Origin of the sequence: Pseudomonas putida W15Oct28, from assembly GCF_000708715.2 — a bacterium.
Taxonomy (GTDB): Bacteria; Pseudomonadota; Gammaproteobacteria; order Pseudomonadales; family Pseudomonadaceae; genus Aquipseudomonas; species Aquipseudomonas putida_R.
This window is the reverse complement of the sequence record NZ_JENB01000025.1, coordinates 65,116-87,362: the sequence shown is the minus strand read 5'-3', so window position 1 is coordinate 87,362 and position 22,247 is coordinate 65,116. Positions and strand designations below refer to the sequence as shown.

At 63.9% G+C, this 22,247-nt stretch carries 22 protein-coding genes and 2 riboswitches; of the genes, 4 read left to right on the top strand and 18 right to left on the bottom strand.

Going from position 1 to position 22,247, the window contains the following annotated elements:
- From AK81_RS18180 to AK81_RS18165, 4 genes are all read right to left on the bottom strand, one after another.
- On the bottom strand, window positions 1–363 hold a 363-nt coding region (locus AK81_RS18180; protein WP_043201006.1), incomplete at its 3' end, for a DUF2946 family protein.
- 187 nt (window positions 364–550) lie between these two features.
- Entirely contained in the window at window positions 551–1,327 is a 777-nt protein-coding gene (locus AK81_RS18175) for a ParA family protein (protein WP_043201005.1), read from the bottom strand.
- A gap of 218 nt (window positions 1,328–1,545) precedes the next feature.
- Window positions 1,546–3,117, bottom strand: a complete 1,572-nt coding sequence (locus tag AK81_RS18170; protein ID WP_043201004.1) for a sensor domain-containing diguanylate cyclase — start codon at window positions 3,115–3,117, stop codon at window positions 1,546–1,548.
- Window positions 3,118–3,181: 64 nt separating this feature from the next.
- Window positions 3,182–3,661 carry a hypothetical protein gene (locus AK81_RS18165; protein ID WP_043201003.1) on the bottom strand — a complete coding sequence of 160 codons (480 nt, stop codon included), beginning with the start codon at window positions 3,659–3,661 and terminating at the stop codon, window positions 3,182–3,184.
- 130 nt (window positions 3,662–3,791) lie between these two features.
- On the opposite strand from AK81_RS18165, the gene AK81_RS18160 reads away from it, so the two are divergent.
- Window positions 3,792–4,289, top strand: a complete 498-nt coding sequence (locus AK81_RS18160) for a GNAT family N-acetyltransferase (RefSeq protein ID WP_043201002.1) — start codon at window positions 3,792–3,794, stop codon at window positions 4,287–4,289.
- A gap of 122 nt (window positions 4,290–4,411) precedes the next feature.
- Window positions 4,412–4,735: a hypothetical protein gene (locus AK81_RS18155; RefSeq protein ID WP_043201001.1), complete on the top strand. Its 324-nt coding sequence runs from the start codon at window positions 4,412–4,414 to the stop codon at window positions 4,733–4,735.
- A gap of 151 nt (window positions 4,736–4,886) precedes the next feature.
- Here AK81_RS18155 and AK81_RS18150 read toward each other — a convergent pair whose 3' ends face one another.
- The 7 genes from AK81_RS18150 to AK81_RS18120 all read right to left on the bottom strand — a co-directional run bounded on the left by AK81_RS18150 (window position 4,887) and on the right by AK81_RS18120 (window position 13,319).
- Window positions 4,887–6,224: an OprD family porin gene (locus tag AK81_RS18150; protein WP_043201000.1), complete on the bottom strand. Its 1,338-nt coding sequence runs from the start codon at window positions 6,222–6,224 to the stop codon at window positions 4,887–4,889.
- Window positions 6,221–6,655 (bottom strand): pseudoazurin, encoded by a 435-nt coding sequence (locus AK81_RS18145; protein WP_043200998.1) that lies wholly within the window; start codon window positions 6,653–6,655, stop codon window positions 6,221–6,223. The genes AK81_RS18150 and AK81_RS18145 overlap by 4 nt, the downstream gene beginning before the upstream one ends.
- 17 nt (window positions 6,656–6,672) lie before the next feature.
- Window positions 6,673–7,461, bottom strand: coding sequence for an ABC transporter ATP-binding protein (locus AK81_RS18140; protein ID WP_043200995.1), 789 nt, complete (start codon window positions 7,459–7,461; stop codon window positions 6,673–6,675).
- Window positions 7,458–8,474, bottom strand: coding sequence for a FecCD family ABC transporter permease (locus tag AK81_RS18135; protein WP_043200993.1), 1,017 nt, complete (start codon window positions 8,472–8,474; stop codon window positions 7,458–7,460). The genes AK81_RS18140 and AK81_RS18135 overlap by 4 nt, the downstream gene beginning before the upstream one ends.
- Window positions 8,474–9,484, bottom strand: coding sequence for an ABC transporter substrate-binding protein (locus AK81_RS18130; protein WP_043200991.1), 1,011 nt, complete (start codon window positions 9,482–9,484; stop codon window positions 8,474–8,476). Before AK81_RS18130 ends, AK81_RS18135 begins: the two co-directional genes overlap by 1 nt.
- 111 nt (window positions 9,485–9,595) lie before the next feature.
- Window positions 9,596–9,793, bottom strand: a riboswitch (cobalamin riboswitch).
- Window positions 9,794–9,821: 28 nt separating this feature from the next.
- Window positions 9,822–10,988, bottom strand: a complete 1,167-nt coding sequence (locus AK81_RS18125) for a DUF1624 domain-containing protein (RefSeq protein ID WP_043200989.1) — start codon at window positions 10,986–10,988, stop codon at window positions 9,822–9,824.
- A 204-nt stretch (window positions 10,989–11,192) separates the two neighbouring features.
- Window positions 11,193–13,319, bottom strand: a complete 2,127-nt coding sequence (locus tag AK81_RS18120; RefSeq protein WP_043200988.1) for a TonB-dependent receptor — start codon at window positions 13,317–13,319, stop codon at window positions 11,193–11,195.
- A 110-nt stretch (window positions 13,320–13,429) separates the two neighbouring features.
- Window positions 13,430–13,636: riboswitch (cobalamin riboswitch) on the bottom strand.
- A gap of 160 nt (window positions 13,637–13,796) precedes the next feature.
- Between AK81_RS18120 and AK81_RS18115 the strand changes: the two genes are divergently transcribed.
- Window positions 13,797–14,543, top strand: coding sequence for an outer membrane beta-barrel protein (locus tag AK81_RS18115; RefSeq protein WP_043200986.1), 747 nt, complete (start codon window positions 13,797–13,799; stop codon window positions 14,541–14,543).
- Between the two features lie 132 nt (window positions 14,544–14,675).
- Here the strand turns inward: AK81_RS18115 and AK81_RS18110 are convergent, their stop codons facing one another.
- From AK81_RS18110 to lpxO, 3 genes are all read right to left on the bottom strand, one after another.
- Complete coding sequence (locus tag AK81_RS18110; RefSeq protein ID WP_043200984.1) at window positions 14,676–15,245, bottom strand: GNAT family N-acetyltransferase; 570 nt, start codon at window positions 15,243–15,245, stop codon at window positions 14,676–14,678.
- Window positions 15,246–15,323: 78 nt separating this feature from the next.
- Window positions 15,324–15,668, bottom strand: a complete 345-nt coding sequence (locus tag AK81_RS18105; RefSeq protein ID WP_027919898.1) for a carboxymuconolactone decarboxylase family protein — start codon at window positions 15,666–15,668, stop codon at window positions 15,324–15,326.
- Between the two features lie 229 nt (window positions 15,669–15,897).
- Window positions 15,898–16,797, bottom strand: a complete 900-nt coding sequence (gene lpxO / locus AK81_RS18100) for a lipid A hydroxylase LpxO (RefSeq protein WP_043200977.1) — start codon at window positions 16,795–16,797, stop codon at window positions 15,898–15,900.
- Window positions 16,798–16,955: 158 nt separating this feature from the next.
- On the opposite strand from lpxO, the gene thpR reads away from it, so the two are divergent.
- Window positions 16,956–17,501 (top strand): RNA 2',3'-cyclic phosphodiesterase, encoded by a 546-nt coding sequence (thpR, locus tag AK81_RS18095; RefSeq protein ID WP_043200975.1) that lies wholly within the window; start codon window positions 16,956–16,958, stop codon window positions 17,499–17,501.
- A gap of 7 nt (window positions 17,502–17,508) precedes the next feature.
- On the opposite strand, the gene AK81_RS18090 is transcribed toward thpR, so the two are convergent.
- From AK81_RS18090 to AK81_RS18075, 4 genes are all read right to left on the bottom strand, one after another.
- Window positions 17,509–19,938: a TonB-dependent siderophore receptor gene (locus AK81_RS18090; RefSeq protein ID WP_043200973.1), complete on the bottom strand. Its 2,430-nt coding sequence runs from the start codon at window positions 19,936–19,938 to the stop codon at window positions 17,509–17,511.
- A 93-nt stretch (window positions 19,939–20,031) separates the two neighbouring features.
- Complete coding sequence (locus AK81_RS18085) at window positions 20,032–21,006, bottom strand: FecR family protein (protein WP_043200971.1); 975 nt, start codon at window positions 21,004–21,006, stop codon at window positions 20,032–20,034.
- On the bottom strand, window positions 21,003–21,509 hold the full coding sequence (locus AK81_RS18080) for a sigma-70 family RNA polymerase sigma factor (protein WP_043200969.1): 507 nt from the start codon (window positions 21,507–21,509) through the stop codon (window positions 21,003–21,005). Before AK81_RS18080 ends, AK81_RS18085 begins: the two co-directional genes overlap by 4 nt.
- A 124-nt stretch (window positions 21,510–21,633) precedes the next feature.
- The gene (locus AK81_RS18075) at window positions 21,634–22,230 is read right to left on the bottom strand and encodes an NAD(P)H-dependent oxidoreductase (protein ID WP_043200966.1); all 597 of its coding nucleotides are present in this window, start codon (window positions 22,228–22,230) and stop codon (window positions 21,634–21,636) included.
- Between the last annotated feature and the right edge of the window lie 17 nt (window positions 22,231–22,247).

The following is a 22,247-nucleotide window of genomic DNA, read 5'->3' as shown; positions in this document are numbered from 1 at the left end:
GGGGTTGAGGGCGGGGCGTTGGTAGCGCGGCGGCGGTTGTGCCCAGCTGCGCACGACGATGGGCGAGGTGGCCACGGCTTGCGCCGGGGTGAATGACCAGCCGCCGCTGCTGAGCGGTACCGCCATGCCGAACGAGGAGCACACCGGGCAGTCGAGCTGGGCCATGTGCTGGTCACCGCCGGCACCGTCCAGGTCGATGGCCACGCCGTGTTCGCTGTTGACCGAGCAGAAGCCACCTTCCAGGCCCGCCAGGCGCAGGCCGCCCATCTGACCGTGGTGCAGGCCGCACAGCAACAGGCTGAACAGGACGCTGGCATAGAGCGTCCAGGCAGTCAGCGTGCGAGTGTGCCGGGTGGTTTTCATGGCGGCGAATCTACCATCCTGACGAATGGTCGGGTAGTGCTTTTACTTCGGGATTTTGGGGCTGCTTTGCAGCCCATCGCGACGCAAGGCCGCTCCTACAAAGGATCGCGTCAATTTGTGGCTGTCGCGATCCTTTGTAGGAGCGGCCTTGTGTCGCGATAGGGGCGCAAAGCGCCCACAAGATCGTTCAGGCCGCCCGCTCCAGCACATCCAGCAAATCGACAAACTCCATCGCCAACTTGTGCCGAGGCGCCAGGTGCACCAACGGCACCGACGCCTGGTGCGATTCACGCATCTTGATCGAACTGCTCAGGTACACCGGCAGCACCGGCAGGCCTTCGCTGCGCAACTGGTCGACCAGGGTCTGGTGCAAGGCAGTGCGCCCGGCGAACTGGTTGACCACCACACCTTCTACCTGCAACGCCGGGTTGTGGTCCTGGCGCAGTTCCTCCACCTCGGCCATGACACTGTGCAGGGCCTGGCGCGAGAAACTGTCGCAGTCGAACGGGATCAGCAGGCGCTCTGCTGCTACCAGCGCGCTGAAGGTGTAGAAATTGAGCGCCGGCGGGGTGTCGATGTAGATCCGCTCGTAGTCCTCGCCCAGTTCCACCAGCAGCTTGCGCAGCTTGTTGATCTTGAACTTGCTCTCCAGCTTGCTTTGCAGGTCGCTGAGGTCGGGGCTGGCCGTGACCAGGTGCAGGTTGCTGTAGCGGGTTTCGGTGATCGCCACCCGGTGCTTCTTGCCGGCGGCGGTGACCGGTGACAGCGTCTGGCGGAAGAAATCGGCGATGCCGGCAGGAATGGCGTCGTTGACCAGGCCGGTGAGGTAATAGGTGGCATTGGCCTGCGGGTCGAGGTCGACCAGCAAGGTCCGGTAACCCTCGGCGGCACTGGCTGCGGCGAGGTTGCAGGCGATGCTGGATTTGCCGACGCCACCTTTCTGATTGAAAACCACACGACGCATGAGACGCTCATCCATGAAATGAAAATGTCAGGTTGGGGTCAATCCTATGACCGGAACACGACAGTTTTATGACAAAGATTGTTACAACCCCAGGTTTTATCTTCGCCTGTGCCGGCCTCTTCGCGGGTAAACCCGCTCCCACAGGTACAACACAGGCTTCAGCCCCTTGTGGGAGCGGGTTTACCCGCGAAGGGGCCGGCACAGGCGAAACGATAGGTTCAGGCAACCACCACCCGATTACGCCCTCCCTGCTTGGCCTGGTAAAGCGCCCGGTCAGCCTCGCTCAATGCTTCAATCGGCTCGCTGCCAGCCTCGCCATCCCAGCGTGCCACCCCCAGCGAAACCGTCACCGCGCCCACCGGCTGCACGGGCGTATCCTGCACCGTTACCCGCAGCCGCTCGGCCACCACGGCGGCCACGTCCAGGCTGGCCCCCGGCAGCAGCATCAAGAATTCCTCGCCGCCGGTGCGGCACAGCAGGTCGCCCTCGCGGCAGCAGCGGCGCATCAGCTCTGCCAGGCGGCGCAGCACCTGGTCACCAACCTCGTGCCCATGGTTGTCATTGACCCGTTTGAAATGGTCGATGTCCAGCACGATGGCCGCAAAGGCCCGGCCTTCGGCTTGTAGCAATGACAGGCTGAACTCCAGGCTGCGGCGGTTGCCCAGGCCGGTCAGCGGGTCGGTCTGGGCGTCACGGTTGAGCCGGCCGATGCGCTCTTGCAGCAGGTTCAGCCCGATCAACAGGGCGCGCTTGAGTTCGGCTGCCTCGAAGTACCAGGCCCGCACGCGATGCAAGCGCTCGGCGGTGCCAGCACTGTCCATCGAGCGGGCGCCGGCAGCCAGTTGCCACAGCGGCCGGGCGATGGTCATGGCCAACCACCACAGCAGCAGGCAGCCCACCAGCGCCAAGGGCGCAGACGTGCCCACCACGTTGAGGATAAGGTGGCTCAGTGGCGTCACCGTCTGCGCCAGCGGTTGCTGCGCCACCACGCCCCAGCCGGCGCTGGGTACGGTGGCGAACCCGGCGAGCATCTCCACGCCCAGGCTGTTGGTGAGTTGCCGGGTACCGCTGTCCAGTGTCGCCAACTGGTCGATCAGCGCGTTGCCCTCCACCACTGAGCCTACCCGTTCGCTATCGGGGTGGTACAGCAGGCGGCGGTTACGGTCGACCACATACAGGTACGAACCGTCCTTGTAGAAATGCTCGCCCAGCAGGCTGTTGAGGATGTTGCGTTCACGCAGGTACAGGCTGCCACCGACATACCCCATGTAGCGACCGTCGCTGTCGAACATGGGTTGCGACAGCGCCACCACCAGGTTGTCGGCCGCCGAAAGGTAGGGCGTGGAAACCAGTGGGCGACGTTCGTGCAGCGCTTCCTGAGCGCCGGGCGACTGTACGTGGCTGCCGACCAGGTGCCGTAGCGGGGCGGGGGATACTGCCAGCAGCACGCCGTTGGCATCGATCACGAAGGTGGAGTTGAAGGCCATGCTCTGGCCCAGTACACGGTCGGTCTCTACCTGCAGCGCAGCGGCATCGGCCAGCTGCCGGCCTTGAACACCGGCGCTGAAGGCCAGCTGCTGCTGGGCGTTGCCGATGAAGGTTTCGGTGATGCTGGCCAGCTTCATCGCATACACCCGGTTGGCTTCCAGGGCGTGGTCGATCAGCAGCTGGCGCTGCACCCGGTAGCTGGCGAAGTAGCTGGCGCACAGCATGACCAGGGCGGTGAGGGCGCAGAGCACCAGAATGAGTGTGCGTAAATCCAGGCGCAATCCGTGCTTGGCGTGTGGCAATCCTGACCTCGAGTGATTGAAAGCAGCGCCGGCTTTTCGCGCTAGGTGATGTGGGGAGCCGCGCTCAGGAACCCGCCCTGTCCAGCGCGTTCAGCTCGTCTTCTACCTGCTGCATGCGCCGTTCGACCAGTGCTTGCACCTTGACGTCGCGGGCGGTCTCACGCATCAGGTTGGTGAGTTTTTCGCTCAGGCGCTTGCCCGCTTCGGTGTCTTCCAGGGCTCTGGCCTTGGCCGGGTCCTGGGTGGCAGCAACGATGGTGGCGAACTCGGCGTCGCTGAAGTTCTTTTCGCTGTACAGCCGGAACAGGTCCTGGCGCTGGTCCTCGACGGTCAGGTACTTGCGCAGTACATCCTCGATGGTGGCTTGGGACAGCTGCGGGTGAGTGCGGCCGAGCAGCGTGGCCATGCGCTCGATGTTGTGGGTATAGGCCTCCTGCAGCGGCAGCTGGGCGAGGATCTGATCTTCGCGGGAGGGCTTCTGGTCGCAGGCGGTGAGGGCGGCAGTCAGTAGCAGGGGCAACAGCAACTTCTGGAAGCGAGGCATGGCGTGGCCTGGTCGGGCAGTGAAGACTGCCGATTATACCGATGTCCGTCTGGCCACGACGAGCTTTGTGATTTGCCATGAGCGGCGTGCTGAGGTAGAACCTTGCCCTCCCACCACTGCCAACAGCCCCATGCCGAACTGGACCCTGCAACCTGTGGCGCGCGTCGCCATTGCCGAAGTCGTGGCGTTTGTCGATAGCGCTCGCCGCGAGTTGTTTCCGATGCTTGCGAAGGCGCCATTGCCGCACGACCTTGCGCATTTTGCCGAGACCTACCTTGACGGCGCGGGGTGCTTTCTTGAGGCCCGTGATGACGGGCGGCTGGTCGCCGTGATCGGCTACGTGCCCTATGACCACCGCTTTGCCCAGCTTGATTATCACGCTGAGCGGGTAGTCGAAGTGGTGCGCCTGTTCGTGCTGCCGGCCTACCGCCGGCATGGCCTGGCTGCCGCGTTGTTCGGTGCGTTGCGCGAGCGGGCGCAGCAGGCGGGTATCGACTGTCTGTACCTGCATACGCATCCGTTTCTGCCAGGGGCGATTGCGTTCTGGGAGCGGCAAGGGTTTGCGGTGGTGAATGTAGAGCAAGACCCGGTCTGGCAGACCACGCACATGCACGTGCGATTGCCCTGACCTGTGGGAAAGCGCCTACAGTGGCGCTTTGGGCCTGATCGACGCGTTCATTTCAAAACCGGCCCGGCTTGCTTACCTTCCCCTGTGCACGGCTTGTTCACTGCACCAGAGGGAGACTCACGATGCCATACATGGCCCTGTACAAACTCAAACTGCTGGACGAATTCGAAGACCGCATTGACCTGTGGACCTTTGCGGATTTTGACAAAAGGCTGATAGAACTGTGGCGTGGGGCGACCTACCATGACGCCAAGGGCATCATCAATGCGGCGCATAAGGAACGCCGTTGGCCGAGGGTGGTGAAGCGGTATTTGATGACCAATTACAAGGTGTTTGGCAATGTCAGTTCGGAGCTGGAGCGGGCGTTTGCCGAGGTACTGGTCGCGATGAATGAGCAGGAACGGGCGGAGTGGGGGTTGTTGCCTGCGGGTAGCTCGGTTGCCTGATGGAGCCTGGGGCCGCTTTGCGGCCCATCGCGACACAAGGCCGCTCCCACAGGGATCACGCAGTCCGGGCTTTTCGCGATCCCTGTAGGAGCGGCCTTGCGTCGCGATGGGCTGCAAAGCAGCCCCAGGCTCCATCAGGCAACCCGGTCTATCAGAACCCCCCAGACAGCGGCCACTCCACCGCCAACCGTATCTGGTCCCCGTCCAGCTCCGCCTGCGCCGTGTTCCCCCGGTGCACGTTATGCCTCACCGAGAACGTCGTCCCCTTGGCCTTGCCGCTCTGCACCACATACCGCGCCTCCAGGTCCCGCTCCCAATGCTTGCCACCCTTGCCATACCCCAGGTACGCGTACCCGCCATTGGGGTCGACATGCGTGCCGTCGATATCGAACCCCCGCACGTACAGCGCCGTCAGGTTCAGCCCCGGTACGCCATAGGCGCCCATGTTCAGGTCATAGCGTGCCTGCCAGGACTTCTCGTTCGGTGCGTTGAAGTCCGACATCTGCACGGCGTTGGCAATGAAGATGGCCCCTCGCGTCACGTAGTCGAAGGGGGTGTTGCCGTCTACCTGCTGCCAGCCCAGGCTGAAACCGTGTGGCCCCTGGTTGTAGCGTGAGACCAGGCTCCAGGTGGTGTTGTCGATGTGCCCGGACAGCGCCTTGCCGGTGTCTGTGGTGCGGTAAAGGTTCAAGTCCAGGCTGACGCTGCGGCGATCATCCAGGGCGTGGGTGAGGGTGCTGCCCAGGTAGTGCTGGTTCCAGCTGTCCTCGTAGCGCGAGGTGTACAGGCTGCCGCTGAACGCTGCACCGGGGTTCCAGACCACGCCGGCCAGGTCGAAACTGTTGCCCTGCTTGCCGTTGGAGTAGTTCACCACGAAACCCTGGTCGTGGCTGGAGGCATTGCGGTCGGCGTTTTCGTTGAAGTGCCCGGCCACCAGCTTGAGCGTGTCGAATTCGTTGGTGGTGAAGAAGAACCCGGTGGCGGTCTCGGGCAGCAGGCGGCTGTCGGAAGAGCTGAATACCGGGGTTTTGACCCGTTGCTCGCCATAGGACAGCACGGTATTGGAGACCCGCAACTTCAGCGCCGCGCCCGCGCGGCTGTATTCGTTTTTCGGGTGCCCGTCGTTATCCACCCCCAGCAGGCGCGCTTTGCCCGCGCGCCCGCCGCCACTGTCGAGTTGTACGCCCAGATAGGCATGGGCATCGACGCCGACACCGATCAGGCCTTGGGTGAAGCCGGACTGAAATGTCCCCATCAAGCCGTAGGCCCATTCCTCAGCCTTGCCATTACGTTCGCTGCGCGGTTTGTAGGCATTGCGCGCAGCACTGTTGCGCCCACCGTGCTTGTAGTCGCGTTGGTCGAATACGCTGCGGTTGAGGATGCTCCAGCTGCCGTCTTCGACAAAACCGTTGCTTTGCGACTGCGCTGAATCGGCCAGGGCGAACGGCGCAAGCCCTAGAAGGGGCAGCGCCCACAAAAGCCGACTCATTGCCCGACCCCAAGCTTCTGCAACTGGGCTGCGAAGCGGGCTTGCGCCCGCGTAGGCAAGCTGGCTGGCAATTGCGCAGCCGGCGCATCGCCCACCTGGATCACCATCACCATGCCCATCGCCAGGTGCGGAATGCACTGGATGCCGTACACGCCCGGCACGCTGAAGGTCTGCTCGAACGGCTGGTTCAGTTTGCTCTTGAAGGGCTCGGCGCCGGTGGGCAGCAGGCCGGGCACGCTGGCCGCATTGTGCCCGCTCTGGGTGGGCAGAAAGCGCACGGTGTCGCCAGGGGCAATGCGCAGGTGGTCCGGCTCGTACACCATCGCGCCCTCGCTGCCGCGGTTGAGCATTTTCACTTCATGCACTTCAGCCAGTGCGGCGGGGGCAAGCAGGGCGGTGGCAAGCAGCAGGGCGACAGGGCGCAACAGCATCAGTAGAACTTCCTGGTTCAGGGGGCGCGAAAACGCAGGATGCGCGCGCCATCGAAGGGGTCGGTGAGGTAGCGGGCATGTACGCCGAAGGTGCACAGCAGGCGCTCGGGCGTGAGGACGTCGAACGGTTTGCCAAGGGCGACCAGGCGGCCGTTGTCCAGCACCGCGACGCGGTCGCAGGTGAGTGCCTGGTTGAGGTCGTGCAGGGCCACCAGCGTGGTCACCGGCAGGGCTTGAACCTGCTGCAGCAGGCTTAGCTGGTGCTGAATGTCCAGGTGGTTGGTCGGCTCGTCCAGCAACAGTACCTGTGGCCGTTGCGCCAGGGCGCGGGCGATGTGCACGCGCTGGCGCTCGCCACCCGACAGCGAACCCCATAGGCGCGTGCGCAGGTGCAGGGCGTCGAGGTCCGCCAGGGCCTGCTCGACGATGGCACGGTCCTCCCGAGAGAACGGTGCCAGTGCCGACAGCCACGGTGTACGGCCCAAGGCAACGGCATCGAACACACTGATTGCATCGAGGGTGTCCGCCTGTTGCTCGACCAGGGCCAAGGCCTGCGCAACACGGCGGCGGGGCAGCTGTGCCAGCGGTTCGCCCAGCAGTTGCACGCTGCCGCTGGCCGGCTTGCGCAGCCCGGCCAGCAGCTTGAGCAGCGAGGATTTGCCGGAGCCGTTGGGGCCGACGATGCCCAGGGTTTCACCTGCCACAACGTGCAGGTCGATATCGCGCAGCACGGTGTTGCCGGCCAGTTGCAGCCCCAGGCCATGGCAACTCAGCGGCGCAAGCTTTACAGCGGTCATGACCGTCATGAGTGCCCTCGGCGGCTGACCAGGATAAGCGCGAAGACGGGGGCACCGATCAGTGCGGTGACCACGCCCACGGGAATCACCTGGCCCGCAATCAAGGTGCGCGAAAGAATGTCGGCTGCAATCAGGAACAGTGCACCGCCCAATGCGCTGGCGGGCAACAGGCGGCTGTGCCCGGGGCCGAGCAGCAGGCGCAGGGCATGCGGAATCACCAGCCCGACAAAACCGATGGCGCCGACGATGGACACCATCACGGCCGTGACCAGTGCCGTGCAACTGATCAGCAGCAACTGGGTGCGCCGCACCGGGATACCCAGCGATGCAGCCGAATCGGCGCCGAAGGTGAAGGCATCCAGCGCGCGGCGGTGCAACAGGCACACCACCAGGCCGAACAGCGCCACCGGCACGGCCAGCCACACGGAAGGCCAACGCACGCCGCTGAGATTGCCCAGCAGCCAGAACAGGATGCCGCGTGCCTGTTCGGCGGTGGCCGACTTGGTGATGAGAAAGGCGGTGAGTGCGGTGAACAGTTGCGAGCCGGCGATACCGGCGAGGATCACCTGCGCGTTGTTGCTGCTTGGGCCGGCCGCGCGGGCCAGTAGCAGCACCAGGGCGAAAGCAGCCAGCGCACCGATGAAAGCGCCCCCGGACATGCTCAGCGCCAGGCTACCCAGGCCCAGCAGGCCGACCAGCACTGCACCGGTCGAGGCGCCGGCCGACAAGCCCAGCAAGTACGGCTCGGCCAGCGGGTTGCGCAGCAGTGCCTGGAGAACCACACCGCAGGTGGCCAGGCCGGCACCGCAGGCTGCCGCGACCAGGGTGCGGGTCAGGCGGTAGTTCCAGACGATGCCGGCGTCGATCGGGTCAACCGGGTAGCCAGCCTGCCATAGATGGTTGGCTAGCACCTGGCCGACCACGCTGGGTGACAGGTTGGTCTCACCGATGGCAGTGCCGGCCAGCAAGGCGGCCAACAGTGCCGCCAGGGCGATTGCGATGCAGGGTAACAGGCGAATCATCACTGGGCCGCTTTACCGCTGGCGAAGGCTGCCGACAATGTTTGCAGGCCACGGAACAGGCGGATGCCGGCCTGCATGGCGTCGGCGTCGAGGACGATGATGCGGTCGTGCTTCACCGCGTCCATGTTGCGGGTGACCGGGTCGTTACGCAGGAATTCCAGCTTCTTCTGGTAGTCGTCGGCGGGGAAGCGGCGGCGGTCCATGCGGGCGATGATCAGCCAGGTGGGGTTGGCCTTGGCCAGAGTTTCCCAGCCTACGGTGGGCCACTCCTCGGTGGACTCGACCACATTGCGCACGCCCAGGGTGCGCAGCATGAAGTCGGCGACCCCTTGGCGGCCTGCCACGTAAGGGTCGATGTCGAGGTCGGCGCTGGAGAACCAGAACAGTGCCGAGGTGGCGGACAGGTCCTTGCCGGCCAGTTGTGCCTTGGCGCTGTCCAGGCGGCCTTTCAGCTCGGCGTTCAACGCAGTGCCGCGGTCCTGCACATCAAAGATCTCGGCCAGCTGGCTGACGCTCTTGTAGATGCTGCTGACCTGGAACGCCTGCAGGCGTGTGCCATCGGCGCCGACCAGGTTGTCCTTGCCTTCGCAGTCCGACGGCAGCAGGTAGGTGGGTATCTTCAGTTCTTCGAACTGCTCGCGTGTGCCGACCACACCCTGGGCGCCGACCATCCATTCGAACTGCACGGTCACCAGCTGCGGGCGCTTGCCGACCACGGCCTCGAAGCTGGGGTCATTGTCGGCCAGGCGCGGCACCTTGTCGTTCTGCGCCTGGTACTCGGGCAGCACGTTGTTGAACCACAGCGAGGTGCCCGCCAGCTTGTCGCCCAGCCCGAGTGCGTAGAGCATCTCGGTGCCGGCCTGGCCGATGGTGACGGCGCGCTGCGGCGCCTGGGCGAAGGTTTGCGGTTTGCCGCAGTTCTCGACCGTCAGCGGGTAGTGGGTGGTGGCGGCCTGGGCCAGGCCAGTGAGGCCAAGGCCGGCGAGCAGGGTGGCGAAACGGGGCAGCATGCTGGGCGATCTCCTATCGGACAGTTCGGGTGAGGAACGCACGGACAGGCATCGCCGAGCCCCCGCCGATGGCAGGGGCAACACTGATGGCCAATCCCGGACACCCCGCCGGTTGGTAAATGTAGGCCGGCAGGTCTCCTGACTGGTGCGTCATGGCCCGGCTCCGGCCTTCCCGGGCGCGTGGCCCAGTGGCATCGATGGAGCAGGCTCGGCACCTACAGTTGCGGGGGCAGTTCCGTTTGGCCCGTATTGACGGGCCTGGGATTCCCTATTAATTCCGTGGTGGAAACCGGCGGCCCGCATGGTAGACCATCGCGCCGCCGGGTGAAAACGCTTTTCAGAAGTACTTCAGCCAGGTGATGTCGCGGCGGCGTGCTTTCAGGCGGGCGAACCCGCGCACCGGCAGGTACAGCGAAACCGCCAGCAGGGCAGCGCCCAGCCACACCGCCGCGATGCCGTCGAAGCCGAAGTAGTCGCCGTGGTTGAGGCCGAACAGCGCCACGCTGGCCAGGTACAGCAGCTTCAGCACATACAGGTGCAACAGGTAGAAGAACATCGGTGCTGCGCCAAACACCGCCAGCGCGCTGATCCAGCGGGCCTGGCCGGCGCGCTCGAAGGCGCGCAGCAACAGCAGGCCGCAGCCCAAGGTGAGCGCCAGGAACAGCAGTGACGGCGGGTACTTGGTGATGTTGAAGAAGCTCATCACGGTTTGGGTGAGGGTCGGGTAACCGCTCCACGGCGCCTCGCCATAGCCGTTGAACAGGCGCAACACGACAAAGCCCAGCAACGCGATCAGCCCAGCCAGCAGCAGGCGCTGCTGGCGTTGGCCGGCTGTGCTGCCACGGGCGAACCAGGGGCCCAGGCCATAGCCCAGGGCGATGACCCCGATCCATGGCAGCACCGGGTAAGAGGTGCGCAGGCGCAGGCTTTCGGAGAACTCAAGCCAGCCACGGTCGTGCAGGATCGCCCATGGCACGTGCAGGGCGGACTCCACGCCAAAGTGCAGGCCGTCGAGCAGGTTGTGGCCGGCGACAATGACTGCACCCAGGGCGAGCAGGGCGGCACGTGGCAGCCATACCAGCAGCGACAGGGCGATCATGCTGACGCCGATGGCCCAGATGACTTGCAGGTAGATCACGCTGGGGGGCAGCTGGAAGGTCCAGGCGAAGTTGACCAGGGTGAATTCCAGCACCACCAGGAACAGCCCGCGCTTGAACAGGAACGCCGAGACATCGCTCCGGCCCTGGTGTTTTTCGCCGTACAGCCAGGCCGACAGGCCGGTCAGCAGGACGAACACTGGCGCGCAGAGGTGGGCCAGGGTGCGGCTGAAGAACAGCGAAGGCTCTGTGGCGTCGATGGTCATCGGGTCGCTGACCTGGCGGTGCAGGAAGAACGTTTCGCGGACGTGGTCCAAAAGCATGAACAGAATCACCAGGCCGCGCAGGGCATCGATGCTCTGCAGGCGCTGGGTGATCAGGGAGGGCGTGGCGCTGGCGCTTGTCATGGAGGGTCGCTGATAGGAATTAATGTCATGTGAAACGTTATCTTATAACTAATTGATTAGAGGTTGGTAGAGGTTTTTGTGTTGCCTGTGCCGGCCTCTTCGCGGGCTCGCCCGCTCCCACAGGCACACCACAGCTTTCAATGCCTGCGATATCTCTGTGGGAGCGGGCGTGCCCGCGAAGAGGCCAATACAGACAGGCTCAGATCAGAAGGTGTAATCCACCGTCGCAAAGTACGACCGGGGCATCCCCATCAACCACTGCTGCCCACTGAACGCCGCCTGCACATACTCGCGGTCAAACAGGTTGTTCAACTGCAAGCCCAACTTCACATCCGGCAGTACCTGCCAGGCGATGTTGGCATCGACCACGGTGTACCCGGGGGCGCTCTGGGTGTTGGCGGTATCGGCATAACGCTCATCCACATACCGCGCACCAATGCCGGCCTCGACCTGCTGGCCGAAGCCTTTGCTCAACCACAGGTTGGCTGTACGCCGTGGCACGTTGGCCGGCCGGTTGCCGGCGCGGTCCTGCGCCACGCCACCGACCATCTCGTCGAAGTCGTCATACCTGGCGCGTACCAGCGACGCGTTGGCCGACACCTGCCACTGGTGCGCCAATGCCAGTTCCAGGGTGGCCTCAAGGCCATCGGACGTCTGCTGCCCAGCCTGCTGCTTCTCGTGGGTGATCGGGTCGTCCACCAGCAGCTTCTTCTTGACGATGTGGTAGGCGGCAAGCGTCCATTCGCCACGGCCTTCCCAGAAGCGCTGCTTGAGGCCGACCTCGGTCTGCTTCGCTTCGGTCAGGTCATAGTGCATCTGGGTGGGGCTGAGGCTGATGAGGTTGTTCACCCCCTCCTGGCTGGTGGAATACTGCCCGTACAGCGACAGGTCGTCGGTGACCGCGAACACCAGCCCGGCGCGCCAGTTGCCACCCTGCAGGCTGTGGTCGCTGCGGCTGTCGTTGGTCAGGTTGGTGCGGTCGATGTGGTTCTGGTCGCGGCGCACGCCGGTCACCAGCGACAGCCGGTCGCTCAGCTGCAGGCGGTTTTCGGCGAACAGGGCAAAGGTGTGGGTGCTGGACAACGTCTGCGGGCGCAGCGGCGAGGCGCTGTGGAACCAACCCGGTTGTGGTTGCCACGGGTCGATGAAATCACCGCCCACATCGTTGTAGGGCGCATTGCTGTCGACGTTGAAGCGGACCTTGTTGTATTCCGCGCCGACCACGGTCTTGCTGGCCAGGCCGAACAACGTGTGGTCGAAGGTGAAGGTCTGGCGGTCGCCGAACTGTTCCTGGTTGTGCTTGATCTCCAGGTAGCTGCCGCGCTGCAATTGCTGGCGCTCGGCGTCCCAGCTGTAATCTTCGGCGTTGCGCCAGTGGCGGCGGCTTTTGATGTAGTACAGCTGGTTGCTGGCGCTGACGTGGTCGTTCAGCGTCCAGTCGGTGGTCAGCCGGGTCCACTCATCGATGTAGTGCTGCACGTCGTTCTGCACGTTGTAGTTTTTCTTGCGCAGGCTGCTGCGGTAGTGGCCGTCGATCAGCGGGGTGCCGTAGTAGTTGGCCGGCTCAGCATCGCCACGGTCGTGGGCAAGGGTGAAGCTGAGGTCGTCACTGGCATCGAAACGCAGCGCGGCACTCAGGGCCAGGCTGCGCGAAGTGGTGCGGTCGACCCAGCCGTTGCCGGCCTGCTGGTTGAGGGTAAGTCGATAGCTCAGGCGCTCGCTGAGGCTGCCGCCGCTGTCCAGGCCGAGCTGCTGGCGGTCCCACGAGCCGTAGCCCAGGCGCACGTGGTTGCGCACCTCGCCGGCAAACGGTTTTTTCGGGATCACGTTGATCACCGCGCCGGTGGCGCCTTCGCCATGCAGTACCGACGCCGGGCCGCGAATCACATCGATGCGTTCGACCATCCACGGGTCGACAGGGAACGTCTGGGTGCCGGCACCGGTGTACAGGCGTGCGCCGTCGAACAGGGTCATCACCGAGCTGTGGCCGGCAAAGCCGCGGGCGGACAGGCCGGTGCCGCCGTCGCCCGGGGAGCCGACGAAGGTGATGCCCGGCGACCGCGTTACTGCATCCTGCACGGTGAGGTTGTTGCGCTGCTGGATCTGCTCGGCGCTGATGCTGCTGGTGCTGGCCGGTGTTTCCAGGGCGCTGAGGCCAAGGCGCGAGCCTGCCTGGGTCGGCGTGGCCAGGTCGATGGCGCGGCTGTCGAGGGTGTCGGTGATGGCCGTGGAGGGCAGGGCCAGGGGCTGCGGGTCACGGTCATCGGCCAAGGCCGGCAGGGCGACGGCCAGGCAGGCCGCCAGGGGGTGAAGCTTGAACATACGGGACATGTCGTTCCACTGCTGCAGGAATGAATGGATCCCGGTGGAAAACACGCAAAGGCGAACCATGCAGGCAGGCGCGCGCACGGATTCCGGCCTGCGCCCGCCCACCGCGGGTTGCCAAGTGACGCTCCAGGCCGGTCTCCGGGCTTGCGAGGGGCATGAAACCTTCACCTTCCCATGCACGTGCACAGTGGTATCTCGAAGGGTTCGCTCGCTTACCGTTGCGGGGGCAGCGCCGGACTTGTCGTGGCTAACACGACGCACCGGCTTCCCGTTTCACCCTGCGCGCGGCGGCGAAGGGCACCTGAAACTGGCGCGCATCTGACCACTGAAATGCTGGGGCGTCAAATGTTGGCGCGCCATGAATACTGCGATAAATCACAAGGTTGCGCGTTTTTACTGATTTTTTTTCGAACTTTTTTGGCGGCGTTTGTCTCGAACCGCACGTTCGTCTTTCGATATCAAGTCATGGAGACTTCCCGCATGCCTGCTCGTCATCTGTTGCGCCACACCTGCCTGCTCGCCCTGATCGCCGCGCCGCTGGCGGCCACCGCCGCGCCCAGCACCGACCCGCTGTTCACACTCGGTCTGCAGGGCGGCTACGACAAGTTCAAGTTCGAAGGTGGCAGTGAAAGCGACAAGGAACACATGGGCCAAGGCGGCGTGTTCGCCACCTTCGGCAACAAGCTGACAGCCGAATCCGGTTTCATCTACCAGCTCGGCGCCGAAGCCAAATTCGGCAAGAAGAACGACAACAAACTCAAGGAGGCCCAGGCCGACCTCGACCTTGGCTGGCGTGCGGCGCTGGACGCTCGCAACTTTGTCGACGTGACCGTGGGCGGTGGCTACAGCTGGTCGCGCTTCGAGCCGGAAATCAACGACCTCGATACCAAACTCACCGTGAAGTCGCCCTTTGCCAAGGCGGCATTGGGCTACAACCATCAGTTCGACGCCTCGACCCTGCGGGTGGAAGTTGGGGCACGCCACACCCTGGACGGCCGCGCGCGGCTGAAGGTGGACGACTTTGGCAGCGACACGGTCGACCTGAAAGACCGCACCAACCCGTATGCCGAAGTGACGTTGCTGATGAACCAGCAGGGCGGTATGCCGGTGCAGGCCGGGGTTTACTACACCCGTACCGAATACAAGCTGGATGAAGACTCGCCAGCAGCAGACAACACCAAGCTCAAGCGTGACGAGTTTGGTGTGAAAGTAGGCTTGGCTTTCTGAGGTTGAACGATTAGCAGGCCCGGCCTCTTCGCGGGCTTGCCCGCTCCCACAGGAAATCCACTCCTTTCGGGGAAAGTGGAGTACCTGTGGGAGCGGGCAAGCCCGCGAAGAGGCCAGACCTGCTCAAGAAGATCAGCGCCCGCGACGCCGCGACACCCGCGCCTCGATATTCTTGCGCCCGATCAGCAGCGGCGGCTTCTCCACCACCGGCTCATCCGCCAGCCACTTGTACATCACCAGGCAGTCCACCAGCCCCAGGCGGGCATGGCGATAAGCCTTGGGCAAGCGGCCGACCGTTTCGAAGCCCAGCTTGTGCCACAGCGCCACCGCGACTTCATTGCTGGCCACCACGGAGTTGAACTGCAGGGCCAGAAAGCCCTCCTGGCGTGCCAGCTTCTGCGAGTGCTCGCACATCAGGCGCGCCACGCCTCGGCCACGCGCCTGTTCGCACACCATGTAGCCGCAATTGCCCACGTGCGCGCCAGGCCCGGCGGCATTGGCTTTCAGGTAGTAAGAGCCCAGCAGCTCGCCATCCTGTTCGGCCAGCAGCGTGTGCGATGGCAGCTCCAGCCACAGCTGGCGGGCCTGATCGAAGCTCAGGGCCGGGTCGAAGGCGTAAGTTTCACGGGCCTGGACGATGGCCTGGAAGGTGGGCCAGAAGCGCTCGAAGTCTTCGGCTGTCATGGGGCGAATGTGGATCATGCGGGTTCCTGCAAAGGCTGGGCCGCCAAGTCTGTGGGGCACGGCGCCGTCGCGCAAGGGCGGCGGCGCCGTTTGTGCTCAGCCGTTGGCCTTGCCCACCGCATCCATGGCCCGCGCCGAGTACACCAGCGCAGCGCCGGCGTTCATCGCCACGGCCACGCCGAGGGCTTCGGCAATTTCCTCGCGGGTTGCACCGTGCTTGACTGCCTGCTGCGAATGCACGGCGATGCAGCCGTCGCAACGGGTGGTCACGGCCACGGCGAGCGAGATCAACTCACGTGTCTTGGCGTCGAGGTGGTTGGTCTTGGCCCCCGCACCGCTGGCGGTCATATAGCCGGCCACGGTGTCGGGGGAGAGTTGCTTGAGATCGCCGATGCCGGCCATCAACTGCTTACGGTAGGCGTCCCAGTCCATCATGCTCATCGTCTTCACCTTGGGGTGGTTGCGAGTGGAGCTTTCAGGCTAGTCGAAGAGTGGCACGTGCGACGCTTGTACTTTGGTGGGTGGGCAGCAGTAGTTGTGGGAGCGGCCTTGTGTCGCGATAGGGCTGCGAAGCAGCCCCGGGATTTCTGTATTCATGCAAATATTGCTGGGGCCGCGTTGCGGCCCAATCGCGACACAAGGCCGCTCCTACAATTTGCGCGGTGAGCGATTAGATGTAGATGAACACCAGCACCAACGCCGCAACCACTGCCCACTTTTCCAGGTAGTAGCGCATGCGGTTGCGCTTTTTCAGCGCCTTGCCGCGTTCACGGATCTTGTAGATGCGGGTGAACAGCCGGTTGATGCCACCGGTCTTGTCGCCGTCACCGTTGGGCGCGGCAGCGGCGGCCATGACGTTACGGCTGAACCAGCGGTTGAACGCAGTTGCCCAGCGGTACTTGAGCGGGCGCTCGACGTCACAGAACAGGATGATGCGGTTGTGCTCGGTGTTGTTGGCCGCATAGTGGATGTAGGTCTCGTCGAAGACCACACCCTCGCCATCGCGCCACGAGTACTTCTCGCCGTCCACGTCGATGTAGCAACCGTCGTCGTTCGGTGTGTCCAGGCCCAGGTGATAGCGGTACGAACCGGCATACGGGTCACGGTGACGCACCAGCTTGGCGCCCGGTGGGAGGGTGGCGAACATGGCCGCCTTGACCGTGCCGATGCCTTGCAGCAGCTCGGTGGTGCGTGGGCACAGGGCCATCGCCGATGGGTGGCTTTCGCCGTACCACTTCAGGTAGAAGCGCTTCCAGCCCGTCTTGAAGAACGAGTTGAAACCGACGTCATCGTAATTGTCGGACTTCTTGATTTCGCCCACGTGCAGCAACTGGCGGCCTTCCTCGCGGATTTCCTGCCAGTGGTCCTGCAGCGGCTTCAGTTCGGGGAAGGCTTCGACCGGCAGGTAAGGCTTGGCCGGGAGCTTGGAAAACAGGTACAGGAAGCTGTTGACCGGGGCCAGGAAGCTGGAGTGGTCGCCCAGCTGGCGGGTCAGCTTGTGGCGAACCCGACCGCGCAGGTGCACGTAGGCGATCGAGAGGACGAAGATAAGTACGAGTGCAATTTTCATGGACGTTTACTTGTCGAAAAATGGCCATGCGCCATGGCATAAGCCCGCCAGCATAAACAATCATGGGGGTAGTTTGTACTTATTGTTACGAAACGCCGGGGCGACATTGGTGTAATGCCCTACAGTCTTGCGCAAACGTTTCACGTCAGGGAGTTGGTATGGTTCAGGATATACGCCCCAGCGGTAGCCCGTTCAAACGGCTGTTTTTCGCCTTGCCGGTCAGCGATGCCCAGCGCAGTGCTCTGGCCCAGTGGCGCCGGGGCCTGAGCCTGCGCAGCGGCAAGCCGGTGCCGGCGGCCAACTTCCATGTCACGCTGTTGTTCCTCGGCGATGTGGATACTGCCCAGGTGCCTGCGATATGTGCGGCGGTCGATCAACTGGCGCTGCCGGGCACGGCACCGCGGCTGTTGCTCGACCGTTTGCAGGTGTGGCAGCGGGCCGGCGCACTGGTGCTGGAGGCACAGCAGACACCGCCGGCCCTGTTGCAACTGGTGTACGGCTTGCAGCAGGCATTGCTGCCGTTGGGTGTGGAGGCGGCCAACCGTGAGTATCGGCCGCACTTGACCCTGTCCAGGGATTACCGCGGGCAACCACCCGAGGCCAGCAGCGCGCCGGATTTCTACCTCACCGCGCGCCATTTCACGCTCTACGAGTCGCGCAAGGGCGCTTACTGGCCCTTGGCGCAGTGGCCGCTGGCGGACTGACCCGGGGTCAGAGTTCCGGGGTGTACTTGACCGTCAGCATGAAGTTGCGCGGCTCGCCATAGTTGTTGCTGCCATTGAGCTGGTTGAAGCCTGCTACCCAGTACTTTTTGTCGAACAGGTTGTTGGCGTTGACGGCAAGGTTCACTTCCGGGGTTAGCTGGTAGGCCAGGCGTGCGCTCCACACGGTATAGCCGGGCACCGTATAGGTACTCTCGTAACCCAAGGTGTGGCTCTGGGTGGTGAAGCCAAGGCCGGTGCTCCAACGCTGCCCGTCAAGGGGCAGGGTGTAATCGGCCCATGCCCGCAGCATGTGCTTGGGTGTCCACTGGCTGAACGTGCGGCCTTTGTTTTCAGGATCCTCGAGGAACTTGGTGGTGTTGTAGGTGTAGCCTGCGAACAGTTGCAAACCACTGAGCACTTCGCCGCTGATCTCGGCTTCGACACCTTGGCTGCGTACCTTGCCCGAGGCGGTGGAGCAGTACCCGTCAGCACAGGCTAAACCCGCAGCCACATCGGTGATGGCGCGGTTTTCCTGATCGTAGCGGAACAGCGCGAGCGAAGCGTTGACCCGGCCATCAAGCAGTTCGCCCTTGAGGCCCGTTTCATAGTTGCTGCCGATCACCGGTTTGAGCGGCGCATTGCCGACGGCGCGTTCGGTTTGTGGTACGAACACATCGGTGTAGCTGGCGTACCAGGCCCATTCGCGGGTCAGGTCGTAGACAAAGCCGGCATAAGGGGTGACCTCGCCTGTTTCGGTCATACGGCTGGTGGGGTTGGCCTGGCCTGGATTCAGTCCACGGTATGTGGTGCTTGCGTAGCTGTAGTCGAACCAGCTGACGCGGGACCCGAGAATCAGCGTCAACCGGTCGGTCGGTTTGACTCGCCAGGCGCCGTACAGGCCCTTCTGGCTAATATCATAACCACTGCTTTCGTGGCGCCCGAAGGGCGCAGCAAGCAGGCTGTCACGGCTAGGCTCGGGGCGGTCGTGGCCGATGTCGAAGATGCTGTCATTGCCACCAAAGGTTCGCCAGTAACCATCATCGCTGGTGAGCTTGGAGTAGTTGCCGCCAAGGGTCACTTCATGGGCCACGAAGCCCGTGTCGAAGTGGCCGACCACGTTCATGTCCAGGCCCAGCTTGGTGGAGTGGAAGTCGGTGATCCAGTCTGCATACTCAAGGCCGGTACCGTCAGGCTCCAGGCCTTCACCGACGGTCTGGGTGCGTTGGTGGGTCGACGTGTTGGTTTCGTCCATGCGCACTGCAGCCGCCTTGAAAGCCCAGTCCTCGTTGAAGCGGTGCTCCAGGTCCAGGTAATACGTGGTGACGTCGGTTTCCGCTCGGTTCCAGCGGGCACCGCTGTAGGTCGAGCGCGGGAGGTCAACCGGCTTACCGGTCGCGTAGCGTGGAAGCCCACGCAGCATTGGCCGCGACTGCTGGCGGTTATAACTGATGCCGGCACCCACGGTGGTGGCGTCATTCAGGTCGATGTCCAGGGCGCCGTACAGCGAATGGGACTTGCTCCACTGGTAATCGATGAAGCTGTCACTCTGGTCTTCGTCAGCCACGAGTCGTCCGCGTACACGGCCATCGGCGGTCAACGGGCCGCCTGCGTCAAGCTGTAGGCCGTAATGGTCCCAGGAGCCAGCCTTGCCGGTGAGGGTGACAGTCGGGGTGGCCTGGCCACGCTTGCGCACCAGGTTGATCGCGCCGCCTGGGCTGCCTGTGCCTTGCAACAGGCCCGAGGCACCGCGCAGCACTTCCACGCGGTCGAAGAACACCAGGTCCTGGGTTGCCCAGTTGCCCAGCGAATAGTTGTTTCGCGGAATCGGCACACCGTCGTATTGCCAGTCATCAATCTGGAACCCACGCGAGGTCACGACCACGCCCGGGCCAATGCCCTGTGCGCCGACAATGCCCGTGGTGTGGTTAAGCGCGTCCTGCAAGTCGGTGATGCCCTGGTCATCCAGTTGCTTGCGCGTGATGACGGTGACCGACTGGGGAATCTCCTTGAGGGTGTGCGTGCCTTTGCCCAGGGTGACCGCGCGGGCGGCATAGGAACCTGTGCCTTCGCTGGTGGCATCCACAAAGTTGTCGGTGATGCTGGTGCTGCCCAGCTCCATGACGTCGCTGCCCAGGTTACCGGGTGCCACACTGAAATGGCCCTCGGTGGAAACCCGCAGCTGCAAGCCGCTACCGGCCAGCGCAGCTTGCATGGCCTGCTCGGCACTCATCTGGCCGACCACGGCAGGTGCCTGCTTGCCGCGCACCAGTGCAGGCTCCAGCGCGATGATGTGGCCGCTCTGGCTGGCGATGCGGTTGAGCGTGTGAGCCAGGCTGGCGGGTGGCAGGTCGAACGCCTGGGTTTGCGCCTGGGCAAGCACGTTGAAGCTGGCCAAAGCGGCGACCAGGGGCAGGGCGCGGGGCAAGGGGTTGTACACGGATTACTCCCGAATTAAGTGGCTGTCAGGAGGTATGTGGGACGAGCAAAGAAAACTTGCCACGATTGCGAATGATTTTGATAAATATTTTTATCAAGAGGCTTTCAGGTCGATCAGCATCAGCCACGGGCCATAGCGCTCCACGTTGATTGGCAGGGCTTCGGCCAACGCCTTCAAGGCCTGCTGTGGCTGGTCCAGAGGAAACACGCCTTGTACCCGCAGATCGCGTGCCGCAGGGGAGAGCCGGATGTAGCCACGCTGGTAGGGACGCAGCGCGTCAACCACCACATGCAGAGGCTGGTCGAGCACCTCCAGGCGACCCTCCAGCCATGCAGCCCGTTGCTGTTGCTCGCCCGTCAGCCGCTCGATGGTGTTGCTGCGCAGCAGGGCAGCCTGCCCTTGCTGCAGTTCCGCCCACTGCCCATCGGCCAGGCTGGCGCGGACACTGTGCTGCAGCACCACGACCCGGGTGGCATCCTCCTCCTGACTGACCAGAAAACGCGTCCCCAGCGCCTGCACTTGCCCTTGCGCGGTGCGCACGCGCAAGGGGCGCAGCGGATCGCGCGCAACCTGGATCAGCAATTCGCCGTGACGCAGCACCAGAAGACGCTGCCCGGCATCGAACTGCACGTCGACCGCACTGGCGCTGTTCAGGCTCAGGCGGCTGCCGTCTGCCAAGGTAAAGCTGCGTCGCTCGCCACGGCCTGTGTGCAGGTCGGCCAGCCAGCCTTGGGTGGTGTCGCTGCGCCATCCACCCCACAACGCTGCGCTGAACAGCCCGAGGCTTGCCATGGCGCCGAGTACGTCACGCCGTGAGCGGGTAGGTTGCATCAGTAACCGGCGTGCCTCTGCGGCTTGGCCCGGGGCCCGTTGATCCAGCGCGTGCAACGCGGCGAGCGGATGGCCAAGGCGCTGCTCCAGGCGGTTCCAGGCCTGTTGGTGAGCGGGGTCCTGCTGCAGCCATAGCCGGACCCGTTGCAGCAGCGCCGGGTCCGGCGTGGCGGCCCTCAGCTCGACCATCCAGTCGATGGCCTGCTCGCTGACGCGGTCCAGGGCTGGCTTGCTCATGCCTGTACCTCGCACAAGTAACACTGGCGCAGCGCCTGTTTCATGTAGCGGCTGACAGAGCGCTCGCTGATCTGCAGCTTTGTGGCGATGTCGGCGTAATGCATGCCATCGAGCTGGCTATAGAGGAAGGTAGCTTTGACAACTGCTGGCAAGCCGTCCAGTGCCTGATCGATGCTCACCAGGGCTTCGATCAGCAGCAATTGTTCCTCGGCCGATGGCGCTACCGCCTCCGGTAGCCGCGCCAGATGTTCCAGGTAGGCTTGTTCGAGCTGGCGACGGCGATGACGATCGAAGATCAGCCGACGGGCAATGACGGTGAGGTAGGCGCGAGGCTGCTGGATACTGTCCGGGTCGACACGTGCGCCGAGCATCTGGCAGAACGTTTCGGCGGCAGTGTCCTCGGCGTCGGCGTGGTTGCGCAGGCGTTTCTGGATGTGCTGGAGCAACCAGCGATGGTGGTCGCTGAAGAAAAAGCCCAGTTTACGGCTCGATGTGCTGTCCAACGCCTGGCTTCCGGTTGTGAGTGTGAATCGTTCTCAATGGTAGCCGGGTCGTCTGATTTCCTGCAATGGGGTGGCGTGCAGAACCGAGGGTGCCGCTACTCGGGTAGCGGCACTGCGGCACAGTTCAGGCTGCGGCCTGGCGATCTGTAAACAGTGTTTTGCCCAAAGCGAGTGCGTGGCGCAGATGGGCGGCCTGGTCAGGCCCTTCGCTGTCATCCAGCAAGGTGGAACTGAGTACTTCGGCGCCGCAATAGTCGAAGATGCCATGCTCGATCTGTACGCGCATCGCCTCGCCATAGCCATGCCGTTCGAAAGTGCCTGTATCGGCCCCTGCGACGCCGACCAGGTGAACCTTCATGCCGCGCAATTTCTTGACCGTGGTGCCCCCTTCATAGTCGAACGCCCAGCCGTTGCTGAATACCCGCTCGACCCAGCCCTTGAGCAAGGCCGGCAGCGACCACCAGTAGATCGGATAGACCAGCACCAGGGCATCGGCGCGCTCGATACGTGCCTGCTCATTGAGTACATCGGCCGGCGGTGCTGCCAGCCGGCGATGCACGGCATGGTCTGCCAGGCCAAAGCGGGGGTCGAAACCTTCGCTGGCCAGGTCGGCGATTTCGCTGCTGTGGCCTTCGCTGGCCAGGCCGTCGGCAACCTGCTTGGCCAGGGCGTGGGTGAGGGATTGCGGGTCATGATGACCGACGACGATCAGAGCGTGCATGTTGGCTCTCCAGTGAA